Origin of the sequence: Bradyrhizobium sp. 138 (genome assembly GCF_023074075.1) — a bacterium.
In the GTDB taxonomy this organism is placed as follows: domain Bacteria; phylum Pseudomonadota; class Alphaproteobacteria; order Rhizobiales; family Xanthobacteraceae; genus Bradyrhizobium.
On record NZ_JADPKT010000001.1, the window covers coordinates 13443 to 25663 of the forward strand.

General features: G+C 61.8%; 7 protein-coding genes. 3 read left to right on the forward strand and 4 right to left on the reverse strand.

Annotated features, from left to right (window positions below; translation table 11 throughout):
- Window positions 1–466 precede the first annotated feature (466 nt).
- Together IVA79_RS00060 and IVA79_RS00065 are read left to right on the forward strand one after the other, a co-directional pair.
- On the forward strand, window positions 467–4375 hold the full coding sequence (locus tag IVA79_RS00060) for an RHS repeat protein (RefSeq protein WP_247549315.1): 3909 nt from the start codon (window positions 467–469) through the stop codon (window positions 4373–4375).
- 262 nt (window positions 4376–4637) lie between these two features.
- A complete protein-coding gene (locus IVA79_RS00065; RefSeq protein ID WP_247549317.1) occupies window positions 4638–5756 on the forward strand; it encodes an acyltransferase in 1119 nt (372 codons plus the stop codon).
- Between the two features lie 25 nt (window positions 5757–5781).
- On the opposite strand, the gene IVA79_RS00070 is transcribed toward IVA79_RS00065, so the two are convergent.
- Together IVA79_RS00070 and IVA79_RS00075 are read right to left on the reverse strand one after the other, a co-directional pair.
- A complete protein-coding gene (locus tag IVA79_RS00070) occupies window positions 5782–7143 on the reverse strand; it encodes a polysaccharide pyruvyl transferase family protein (RefSeq protein ID WP_247549319.1) in 1362 nt (453 codons plus the stop codon).
- Window positions 7144–7162: 19 nt separating this feature from the next.
- Window positions 7163–8620: a lipopolysaccharide biosynthesis protein gene (locus IVA79_RS00075; RefSeq protein ID WP_247549321.1), complete on the reverse strand. Its 1458-nt coding sequence runs from the start codon at window positions 8618–8620 to the stop codon at window positions 7163–7165.
- 240 nt (window positions 8621–8860) lie between these two features.
- On the opposite strand from IVA79_RS00075, the gene IVA79_RS00080 reads away from it, so the two are divergent.
- Window positions 8861–10006 (forward strand): glycosyltransferase, encoded by a 1146-nt coding sequence (locus tag IVA79_RS00080; protein WP_247549323.1) that lies wholly within the window; start codon window positions 8861–8863, stop codon window positions 10004–10006.
- Between the two features lie 16 nt (window positions 10007–10022).
- Here IVA79_RS00080 and IVA79_RS00085 read toward each other — a convergent pair whose 3' ends face one another.
- Window positions 10023–11111 (reverse strand): acyltransferase, encoded by a 1089-nt coding sequence (locus IVA79_RS00085; RefSeq protein ID WP_247549325.1) that lies wholly within the window; start codon window positions 11109–11111, stop codon window positions 10023–10025.
- Window positions 11108–12214 carry an acyltransferase gene (locus IVA79_RS00090; RefSeq protein WP_247549326.1) on the reverse strand — a complete coding sequence of 369 codons (1107 nt, stop codon included), beginning with the start codon at window positions 12212–12214 and terminating at the stop codon, window positions 11108–11110. The genes IVA79_RS00085 and IVA79_RS00090 overlap by 4 nt, the downstream gene beginning before the upstream one ends.
- Window positions 12215–12221: the final 7 nt, after the last annotated feature.

Sequence of the window (12221 nt, forward strand, 5' to 3'; positions counted from 1 at the left end):
TGGCCGGGTTCAACCTCAGCAGCGGGCGCCTGCATCATCCCTGGGCATCTACAACCCTCGCACGCAAATCCAGGACCTTAACCGCCAATCGAAGCGGCATCTGCGAACTTGCCGTGCAAAAAGCGAATGTGCCGCAAGACGGGACGAGACAAAAGGACGCTCCGAATGACGGTCAAGTGCCGCGGCTGCCGTTTCGAACAGCCGTTGTATGAATTCAGTTCGCGCAGTGTGCGCGCACATTCAGCAGTGCAAATCGAGAAAATCTTGAAAGCGCCTTCCTCACGCCATCCTGCACCGGCATCGCATCAATATTCTGCTACGACGCGAGTCGAGCTGTTCCCGCACAAGGAACCTCATTTCACTCGCGATTTGTAGCTTCCATTTTTATCTGAAATTCACACTCGACAGAGAAGCTTGAACGCAAATCCTGCGAGCAATTTTGCTCGCGCTGAAACTCGAGTGTGCAATGTCAGACCAGACCATCCTCTCCGCCAGCGGCTTCATCAACTCCATTGGCGTCAACACGCACGCCGGCTTCGGGTGGACCGGCTACAACAATCTCGCACTGATGGCCGATGACCTCGAGTATCTCGGCGTCACCCATCTCCGCGACGCGATGGGGACCAGCCCGGCTGCGCAACCCGTCGTCGACGGTCTGGCTGCTGCCGGCTACAAGTTCGACTTCCTGGTGTCGTCCGCCCTGCCCCAGACGGGCACGACCGGGCTGCAGAACTACATCGCCTCGCTCCAGAAATTCGCGGCGAGCCACCCGGGCAGCATCAGCGCCATCGAGGGTCTCAACGAGGCCAATCATCAGCCCTTCAGCTACAACGGCAGTTCGAGTCTCACTGCCGCGGCTCAGTTCCAGAGTGCGCTCTATCAGGCCGTCAACGCCAACGCCACGCTCGGCAGCATCCCCGTCTACAATCTGTCATTGGCCTACAACGATCCGCAGGGCTACAGCCAGCTCGGCGACATGTCGGGCTCGGTCGACTACGCCAACGCCCATGCCTATGTCAGCACCGGCCTGACAACCGGCAGCTCGATTGCGGCGACGCTGAGCGCCGTCATGACCGCAGCGCCCGGCAAGCCGGTCGTCATCACGGAAACCGGCTACACCACGCAAGCCAACACCCAATATCTCGGCGTCAACGAGACGGTGCAGGCCAAATCAATCCTGAACACGCTGGTCGACGCCTACAAGGCCGGCGTCAGCGCGACTTATCTCTACGAGCTGTTCGACCGCGACTCGTCCGCCGGCAATACCAATCCCGAAGCCAATTTCGGACTGTTCAATTCCGACGGGACACCGAAGCTCGCCGCCACCGCCATTCACAACCTGACGACCATTCTGGCCGACGACGGCAAGGGCAGCCTGCAGCCGACTGATCCATTGAACTATACCCTGAGCAACATGCCAGCATCGGGCAACAGCATGGTGCTCGGCAAGAGCAACGGCGCTTACGAGCTCGTCGTGTGGGCGGAGCCGAAGCTCTGGAACGATTCCACCGATACCGAGGTGTCCAATAGTGCCCAGACAGTCACGGTGAATCTCGGCGCGGTCCATCATTCGGTGAAAGTGTATGACACGCTGACGGGAACCACCGCGATCGCCAGCTACACCGACGTCAGCACGATCACCATCCCGGTCAGCGATCACCCGCTGATCATCGAGATCGACGCGCCTCCGACCACCTCGACTCCGCCGGACTCCCGGACCAGCATCACGGGCACCGCTGCCGCGATCGTGCCGCAGCTGTCCGACCTGAGCGAGTCGACGGCGCTGCAGACCATCACGCTGACCGACTCCCACGTGCTGCCGGTGGCCTCGAAGGCGACCATGGACTACATCATCGCCCATTACGGCAGCGCTCTCTCCAAGATCCAGGGCGGCTACTCGTTCTCGGTGACGAACTCGGCCGCGACCTGGAGCAGCACGAAGACCTATAACGCCAGCGGCACGCTTCTGTCGAAGTCGGATACCGGCCTCAATTCGAGCGGGCAGCCGACCTCGACCACCGTCGCCTACACCGACGGCTCCAAGGACCTGATCAGCTACACCGGCGGCGTGCAGACAAAATTCGTGCACATCGGCACCGACGCAACCAGGACCACCGACACCTACAACACGGCCGGCACCCTTCTGAGCGAAGTCGTCCAGAAGTCCGACGGCTATTACTCCACCACCCTCTATACCAACGGCGTGAAGACGGCCGCCTACGTCAAGAATGCCGACGGTTCACAGGACAACTATACCTACGGCATCACGGGCAAGAGCTTCACCACCCAGGTTCAGCATCTCGATGCCTCCGGGAAGGTCACCTCGGTGACCCGCAGCCATGCCGACGGCTCGCTGGATTCGACGCAAGTCTACAACAGCGACGGCAGCAGCGTGATCACCACCTATAGCGCCACCGGCGTCAAGCTGGTCGAGACGGCCTATCATGCCGATCACAGCAAGGATGTCTGGACCTACAACATCACGGGCCAGAACTACACGAGCGAGCACGACGTCTACAACGCAAACGGCTTCCTCACCAGCCTGACGCGCCTGCACAGCGACGGCAGTCTCGCCTTCAAGCTGATCCAGACGACCGACGGCACCAAGACGACCGATTGGTACAATGCCGCCGGCAGCCTCACCAGCGAGGTCGTGCAGAAGGCGGACGGCACCACTTCGACCACGACCTACAGCAATGGCGTCAAGACCAATACCTATGTGAAGAATGCCGACGGCAGCCAGGACAATTACGCCTTTGGCATCACCGGCAAGAGCTACACCACACAGATCCAGCACGTCGATCCCTCAGGCAAGATCACGGCCGTGACCCGCAAGCATGCCGACGGCACGCTCGACTATACGCAGGTCATCAACGCCGACGGCAGCAGCGTCATCACCAATTACGATGCCACAGGAACGCGGATCAAGGAAGCCGACTTCCACGCTGACGGCAGCAAGGACGTCTTCCTCTTCAACATCACCGGCCAGAACTACACGACCGAGCACGACATCTACGATGCGACCGGCTTCCTCACCACGCTGATTCGCAAGCACGCCGACGGCAGCATGGCGTTCAAACTGGTGCAGAGCGCCGATGGGACCAAGACCACAGACTGGTACGACGCCAACGGCGTCCTCACCAGCGAGGTGCTCCAGAAGTCGAGCGGCTACAGCGCGACCACGGTGTACACCAACGGCGTGAAGACCGCGGCCTACATCACCAATGCCGACATGAGTCACGACAACTACAGCTACAACATCACCGGCCAGAGCTACACCACGCAGTACCAGCACCTCGATCCATCCGGCCAGACCACCGAGGTCACCCGCTGGCATGCGGACAACACGCTCGACTATACCCAGGTCGTCAACAGCGACGGCAGCAGCGTGGTCACCAACTACGATGCGGCCGGCGTCAAGAAGACGCAAACCGACTACCACGCCGACGGGTCGAAGGACGTCTTCCAGTTCAACATCGTCGGCCAGACCTATACGAACGAGCACGACAGCTACGATTCGACCGGCTTCCTCACCGACATCGTTCGCACCCACGCCGACAACAGCCTGGCCTTCACGCTGGAGCAGAGCGCCGACGGCACCAAGACCTCTGACTGGTACGACGCCAACGGCGTCATCACCAGCGAAGTGACGACCAAGAGCGATGGTTACAGCTCCACGACCGTCTATACCGGCGGTGTGAAGTCCGCTGCCTATATCAAGAATGCAGATGGCACGTCGGACAACTGGAACTACAACATCACCGGGCAGTCCTACACCACCCAGCATCAACACCTCGATGCCTCGGGCAAGATGGTGGAGCTCACCCGGACCCACGCCGACGGCACTTTGGACTATACCCAGGTCATCCACGACGACGGCAGCAAGCTGACCGACATCTACAGCAGTGCCGGCACCAAGACCCAGGAGATCGCCAACAACGTCGACGGCTCGAAGGACGTCTTCCTGTTCAACTTCAACGGACAGACCGGCACCACGCAGCACGAGAACTACAATTCCGCCAGCGCCCTTCAGTTCGTCGACCAGACCAAGACCGACGGCACCCACAACGTCACGGCCGTCGCCGGCGGCATCACGATCCAGGGCGGGGCCGGAAACGACGTGTTCTCGGCGGCACCCAACTCAACGACGGTGGCTTATGATCACGGCCAGGACCAGATCCTCAATTTCCAGTCCGGCGACGGCACAACTCACGACGTGGTCCAGATCTCGAAGCTGCTCGCCGCGGACTACAGTCACCTCCAGATCACGCAATCCGGCACGAACGCGCTCATCACGTTCTCGGCCAATGATTCGATCCTGCTGAAGAACGTCTATGTCTCCAGCCTGACGAGCCACGACTTCACGTTCGTCTGAGCACGAAATACTGCCCAGACGCGCGCCACGTTGCCGGGGCCGGGACCATGCAGAGGTCCCGGCCCCATTCTCTTGTCGGGCGCCTGCCTCATCGATGAGCAGAGGGCTGACTGCCATCCGCTATTGGATGGGCCCCATGAATTCTGACGGAGAATTCTGACGGACTGCCGCGATTGCGCCGCGTCGGCCAACGCGCTCAGCGAACTTGCGTCACAATTCGCCTCTAGAAGAAAGATGAACCGCGCAAGGACTCCGAGGCCCGATGGAAGCCAGTGAAGCAAGACGTTTTGTCGTTCTCGACTTCTACCGCTTCGTCGCCGCGCTCGGGGTCTTCATTTTCCACCTGAAGCTGATCGACCCGGGCATCTCGCCGGCCTGGAACGGGTCCTATGGCCTGTTCGTGGACATGTTCTTCATCCTGTCCGGCTTCGTGATCTCCTACTCCTATCCGTCCGACGCGCGTGGCATGCGCGCCTATTCCCGCTTCATGATCCGCCGCATCGCGCGGATCTATCCGTTGCACCTTTTGAGCCTTCTCATCTTCGTGGTGCTCATCGGCGTCGGCCTGGAGCGTACGGCGCGGTCGACCGCGCTGGACTTCCTGTATAACCTCCTGCTGCTGCAGGCCTGGGGCGTCACCGATCACCTCAGCTTCAACTCGCCGTCCTGGTCGATCAGCGCGGAATTCTTCTGCTATCTGATCTTCCCGCTCCTGATGCTGTTCGCGCGCAAGCTGAATCCCCTGGCGCTGGCTGCAATCGTCGCGGCGCTCTATCTGGTCCTGGCGCACGGCCATTTGCCGATCTGGCAGGAACGCTCGCAGATGTACGGGGCCAATTACGATTACGGCATGCTCCGCGCGCTGCCGAGCTTCCTGAACGGCATCCTGCTCGCGATCCTGTTCCGGATGTCGCAGCCCTACCGGCAGAAGCGGGTGGTGTTCGCGGGCATCGCCATGTTCGGCATCTCCGTGCTCGTCCTCAACGTCTTCGCCAAGCCGGACCTTGCCATTCTGCTGTTCTCCTGCGCCATTCTGCTCACCGCAGTCGGCGAAAGCGCCTTCACCGAGTTCCCCGGCGCCCGCCTGCTCGGACGGCTCGGCAACACCTCATATGCGATCTACATGCTGCACGACGCCGTTCTGATTGCCGCGTTCAAACCGTTGTGGGGCTGGCTTGGACTGCGCCCGGAGCAGTTCGGCCTGTTCGCCCTCGCCTGCTGCGTGGTGCTGACGATCATCGCAGACCGCACCTACGCCTATTTCGAGAATCCGGCGCGCCGCCTCGTCAACGGCCTGGCCGACACTGCCTCCCGCAAGGTCCGGCCGGTGACGGCCGAGACGCCCATGAGTTTCGAGAACACGGAGCGGGCGGTCAACTGACGCCCTCCGGAAAACCTCCGAGGGCTCAGGCGACTTTGCCGCCAGCTTCCGGCACGATCCGCATCGCGCCATCGTCCAGCAACGGAGCGACGTTGGCGCGCGATAATTCCATGACATCAGGCAGCACCTGACGGACCTGCTCGCCGGCGGCCTCGTATGCCCCGAGAAAGTGCAGCAGAAACGCCTCGAAGCTGTCCCCGACAAGGAACTGGGCCGGCGAGAGCAACAGCGTCTCGCTGATGCCGAAATGCGCGAACAGGCCCTGGAACTTGTCCTGGTAGGTGATCGCCGCCACCGGCGTGCCCTGCCCGAGCGCGGCGATCGCCAGGTGCATGCGGCCGGTGATCACGCCGTCGACCAGCCCGACGACGGCCTTGATCTCGCCCGCCGACAGAACTTGATCGACATGATGCACGTGCTCCCCAAGCGCGGGCTGAAGCCGGGCGGCCAGCGGCCGCAGGCAATTGTCGTCGGCAATTCCAGGGCGGTAATCATGCGCCAGCAGCAACCAGCTTGCATTGTGCTGCCGCGACAGGCGCGCCATGGCATGCGCCGCAAGCTCTATCATCCGCTCCAGCTTGCCCGGCTCCGGCTTCTTGAACAGCATCGGATGGATGTTGAAGACGAAAACCTTGCGGCCCTGCGCGCGCTGCCGTGCGACCGAGGCCGCGATCTGTTTCACTGCCGCAGTGTCGGGGCGCGGCGTCAGCATGAACGCAGAGTCGGCGACGAGACGCGCGCGTTTGCGGGCGAAATCGTCGAAACGCTTGAGCGATATCGCATCGCGCAGGTTCAGGACCACGCCCGGATCGAGCAGCCGGAATACTTCGCGCAGCGCCTTCGCCGGACGGGAGTTGAAACTGAAGCCGAGCACGCTGACCTTGGCGCCAAATCCCGCCATCAGGTCGGCAACGAGCAGCATGCGCGCCGCATCCACCGGCGAATAGTAGCCGTCCAGCACGTCGGCCCCCAGCACGACGCCGAAATCCGGACGAGTGATCGAAAGCTCCTGCGCGACCGTCTCGTAGGAAAACGGCTGTCTCCAGATCTCGAGCGGCTTGAAGCCCATCGCGCGAACGTCCGCGCTCGCCGCGCTGGTGGCGGTGACGATGTAGGTTTCGAGGTCGGGATAGACCCGTTTCAGCTCGCCGACGGTGGCTTCGATCATCGCCTCGTCGCCACGTGACTGATGAATGCTCCAGGGGTCCGACGGCAACAGGACGAGGCGGCGCGGATCGTTGCGCGGCGGCGCATTGACGCCGACATCCTTCCGCGCGATCTGCCACCTGCGCAGCTCGAGAAGATCGACCGCGAAGGGCGTGTTCTTCGCGCTGTTGAGCCAGCCTCGGAGATGCCTGCGAACGGGCACCGGGATCAATTGCTTCAAATCGTCCTCCTCGTCTTCATCAGGCGGTCGCACCGCGCTTCACGACGAAATCGATCAGCGAGAACAACTGCTTCCGCCAGAACAGCAGAATACTCATCAGATAGGTCGCGCCGAAACAGGACGATAGCAGCCCCATCCGCAAATACGGGTTGATGTCCTGCGTCGCCTCGCGGCACAACACGACCGCGCCGTAGGCCAGCACGATGGCGCAAAGGCAGCCCGCAATCGGACGCAGGAACTGGCTCCAGCTCAGGCCCAGCAGCCGAAGTGCCAGCGCGAATGTCACGGGAGTCACCACGAGCTGCGCGAATGCGAAGATCGTCGCCAGCTGACCAATATCGCGCGAGGGCAGCAGGAACATTGCGGGCACGACCGCGCAGAATTTGAGGATGTTCAGCGCGAATACGTAGTTCGGCTTGCCCAGCGCGCCGAAATAGGCGCTGTTGACGAATTGCACCGTCTGAATAGCGCCAATCAGCATCAGCGGCCTCATCACCGCCTCGCTTCCGCTCCACTTGGCACCGAACAGCAGCAGGGAAAACTCCGGCGCGATCGCCGCAAGCAGCACGAAGATGGGAGAGCCGACCAGCGCGCCGAGACTGACGCTGCGCAAGTAAGCGCCGGCAATACGGTCGCGCTCGTGCGCGATCTTGGACAGCGCGCTTAACGCGACGTCCATGACCGCCTGGGTGAGCAGTTGCATCAGGATGATGTAGACCCGCGCCCCGACCGTGTAGATGCCGAGCGCGGCGACGCCATAGAGCGTCAGGATAATCATGTCGATCGTGCGAACGATGGCGAAATCCAGCAGCCTGTTCAGCACGACATGGACGCTATAGCCGGAGAGCTCGCGAAAGCTTGCCGAATCGTAAGCCCGCATCGGCAGCCATCGCGGCTGGCTCCAGAGCCACAAGCCGCTGATCGCGCTCTGGACGACCACCTGGATCACGAGGCTGAGAGCACCGAATCCGGCATAGGCGCAGGCAATCCCCACGATGCCAGAGATGGCCGTGGCCACCATGGTCCTGACCGCGAGCACGCGGAAATCCATCTGGCGCTTGTAGAGCGCCTCCTGGAACAGGGTCGCGGTGCCGATCGGAAGCGAGAGACTGGCGGCCGTCAACAGCGGCGCCAGCCCTTTCACGTCGAGCCAGCGCTCGATATCCGGCGCAAGGAAGGCGATCAGAACCGCCAGAATCGTCGAGGCTGCAAAGGAGCAGACGAAGGGCAACGTCACATCGGCAGGCTCGAGCGTGCGCCGCTGGATCAACGCGTCGCCGAAGCCGAATTCGGCGATCGAGCTGAGGAGCAGCAGGATGAAGGCGACGAGCGCTGCGAGACCGAAATCCGCAGGATTGAGCAGCCGGGCAAGAACCAGGAACAGGACGAACGACAGCGCCCGGCCGCCCCAATTTTGGGCAAGCGACCAGAACAAGGCAACCACGACCTGATGTTGTTTGCCCTGCGTGGCGTTCATCAACAATTCGACCCAATTCCGACAGATCCAACCACAATCGCAGACTAGACGACATGGCACGATGCTGCCGCGACGTCACCATCTCCGATCACGGCGGAGTACTGATTGCTCGCTACATTACGACGGAGTGATGGCAATCAGATGAGTGCCGTCACGTTTCCCATTTAGAGTGGAAGTGAGTTCAAATCGTGGACTACACTCCAATCAACCTTTGCGAAGTGATGCAAAATGGATGCCTTGATGAATTCGCCTGCTCAGCGTTCTCTCCGCAACTCCAGGCGCTTGCGTGTGGCGATCTACGCACCGCATTTTGCTGAATATTCCTACCGGCTCGCATCGGGTCTGGCACATCATTGCGATGTCCGCCTCGTGCTAAACGCCAAGGACGCGAACCAGCAATGGGAACTGGCCGATATCGCCGTGGCGGCACCGTTCGAGACACGGATCCGCGACCTGAGCCTGCGGCGCGGCGGCGCGATCGGCATTCCCGCGTCCTTCTTCGACATAATATCGTTTCGTCCGGACGTGATTCATTGTCACGAAGTTCCGGAGATCTACACGTCCAAGCTGATCCAGCTGCTCCGCCCGCTCGGCATTCCCCTGGTGCTGACGGTTCACGATGCGATTCCGCATTCGGAAGGCGGCTCCGGCACCTCGCCGCGTGAAGATGCCTGGCGCGGGCGCATGCGCGCAGCCGCATCAGTCGTCACGACGCACGGCGAAAGCTGCATTGCCGATTTCCGGCGCGCCTCGCCCGACTTCAAAGGTGAGACGATCTCTAGCATGCACGGCGTGCTCATGGTTCCGCCAGCCAAGGGCGCGTTCACCGAGCCGGAAGCCGCGCGAATCCTGTTTTTTGGACGGATGTGGGCTTACAAGGGCCTGGACGTCTTCATCGATGCGATCGACATGTTGGCTCAACGCGGCGTGGCGCATGAAGCGATCGTCGCCGGCCGCGGGCCAGAGATGACGCGTCTCGGCGCACGGATGGAGGCAATGCCGACGGTCAAGACGATCAACGCCTATATCTCGCCTGCGGAGACCGGACGGCTGTTTCAATCCGCCACGGTGGTTGCCCTGCCCTATAAGGATGCAACACAGAGCGGCGTGCTTGCCTCCGCTTACGGCAACGCTCGCCCCGTCGTTGCCAGCGCCACCGGCGGTATTCCTGACGTCGTAACGGACGGCGTCAACGGGCTGCTGGTTCCTCCGGGCGACGCCACGGCACTCGCCGACGCACTCGAACGCGTGCTGACCTCGAAACCTCTCGCCGCGACATTGACCGAAGGCGCACGGCAAACCGCGGCTGGCCTTCTGAACTGGGACCGCATCGCCGAGCAGCTCCTCGGGTCCTATCACAGGCTCGCCGGCCGGACCGTGAGCTGACCCAATAGGCGGTCCCTCAAACCGATTGCTCGATCTGCCGCCGAAAGAACATGCCGCGGATCGCGCCGTCCAACAGGCGCCTCAGCCTGACCTCGATCAGCTCATAGCTGATCGCGCTCGCGACCAATGACATCACCAACCCGAGCGCGATGAAGGCGCCCCATAGCAGCCAGCGGTCGACGCCGGCAGCGACCAGCTTCAGGCCGATCACCTGCAGGGGGAACAGCACGAAGGGATGCACGAGATAGAGACTGTAGCTGATCTTGCCGACATATTGCAGGGCCGGCGCGCTCAGAGCCTTGCCGAGGCCCGAGTCCGGAGCGAGCACCATGCCGAACAACAGGAAGCCCGGAATGAGCCCCACGAACGGATGAAACAGCACCAGGCTCGCATACAGGGCGACCCCGCAAGCGAGGCCCGCGAGCAGCCCCACGCGTCCGGGAATGGAGATGCGAAATCCGGTCGCGCTGAACAGCATCCCGATGCAGAAGAACGCGGTGATCGGCCAGTGCATCAGGCAGGCCAGACCCAGCAGGATCAGGGGCGCCGCCAGCAGACGGCCCCCGCCGCGCCACATCGAGAATGTCAGTGCAAACCAGATGTAGAACGCCCACTCATAGGTCAATGTCCAGGCATTCTGCTGGGCAATCGGCAAGCCGAGCGCGTCCTGCAGGAAGAACAGGTTGGCCGCAAAGATTGCGAGATAGCTGGTCAGATCGATGCCGCGGAAGAACTTATAGGCCACGATCGGCCCGATCGCGAACAGCGCAAGATGCAGGGCGACGAACACCGGCATGATGCGCAGGACGCGGTCGAAAAAGAACCGCGACAGCGAACCGTGGCGCACGAGGCTCGCCGGGATCAGGAAGCCGCTGATCATGAAGAACAGCTCGACGCCGTGGCCGCCGACATTGATCACCGACTGCAGCCAGAGCCAAAGCGGCGGCAGGAAGCCGGGATTCGGGATGTCGTACATGCCTGCCTTCGGCATGTCGTAGAAATGGTCCATCAGCACGCTCAGCGCCGCGATGGCACGAAGGCCCTGGACGGAAGGAACGAACGATCCGTCGTAGGCGGCGCCCGGCTGGTGCGGTGCCTTGATCACTCCGCGGCACCCTGGGTGCTGAGGGCAGGCTCGAGAACAACCTTCTTTCGTCGCGCCGAGCGGAACCGCTGTCCAAAGGCAATGCTGGGCATCTCGACGAACGCAAATGTCATCCAGCTGACGAGGACCGACAACGCCAGGATCAAGACCAGGAAGAGCGACCATCCCAGCGGCCCATCGCCGAACCAGACCAGGCGATGGATGAAGACGATCACGAACGGCGACATCAGGTAGACCGAATAGCTGATCACGCCGACGAAGGCCATCGGGCGCCACGCCATTCGCTCGCCGAACACGGCAAAGCCGATGAAGACCAGTGCCGCGCAGACATAAGCCGATCCGATCGAATAGCTGTAGAAGAAATTCTCGTGATACACGCCGCCGAACCGCCGGTCGGACAGGGTGATGGCGAAGATCGCATACAGGAGCGTGCAGACGGCCACATGGGTCCATCGCAGCTTTCCGCCGATGACGGTGTCGCGGATGATCTTGCCCAGGAACATGGCCGACAGGTTGAGCCCGACCTCCATCACCGAGGAGACCGCCCTGTTCTCAACGAAGAGTGCAGCGGTGGTTCCGACCAGCGCGGCCGCAACGACGATCGTCACCGCGGTGAAGCGTCGGTTCAGCAGCCCCATCGCAAAGAGAATGGTGCATCCGACATAGAACAGCAGCTCGATCGCAAGCGTCCAGTAGAAGACCCAGAGGTTCGGGACGTTCACGAAAGTCTGCAACATCGTCACGTTCGCCGCGACCTGGCCCAGCGGATAGACCTTCGACTCCATCAGCTGCATCGTCACGAGCCCGACCACGAGCGAGGTCCAATAGGCCGGATAGAGCCGAAAGAAGCGGCTGATCGTAAAATCGCGCACAGGGGTGGCGCTGTCCGGGAAGCTGAACGGAATGACGAAGCCGCTGACGAAGAAGAACAGCACCACCCCGAACCGGCCGAAGTTCATGTAATAGCCGAACACATCATGGATCGGCCAGTAATAGGCGCCGGTCGGGTGCTTTTCGACGATCACCTCGAAGACATGCTGGACCAGGACCGATAACACGGCAATGCCGCGCAACGTGTCGATGAATGCGAGCCGTTTATGCATTGTTCGT

Excerpts from the sequence above, each read along its gene's own strand:
- IVA79_RS00080 (WP_247549323.1), top strand. The coding sequence starts at position 8,861 with ATGAATTCGCCTGCTCAGCGTTCTCTCCGCAACTCCAGGCGCTTGCGT.
- IVA79_RS00060 (WP_247549315.1), top strand. The coding sequence starts at position 467 with ATGTCAGACCAGACCATCCTCTCCGCCAGCGGCTTCATCAACTCCATT.
- IVA79_RS00075 (WP_247549321.1), bottom strand. The coding sequence starts at position 8,620 with ATGAACGCCACGCAGGGCAAACAACATCAGGTCGTGGTTGCCTTGTTC.
- IVA79_RS00065 (WP_247549317.1), top strand. The coding sequence starts at position 4,638 with ATGGAAGCCAGTGAAGCAAGACGTTTTGTCGTTCTCGACTTCTACCGC.
- IVA79_RS00090 (WP_247549326.1), bottom strand. The coding sequence starts at position 12,214 with ATGCATAAACGGCTCGCATTCATCGACACGTTGCGCGGCATTGCCGTG.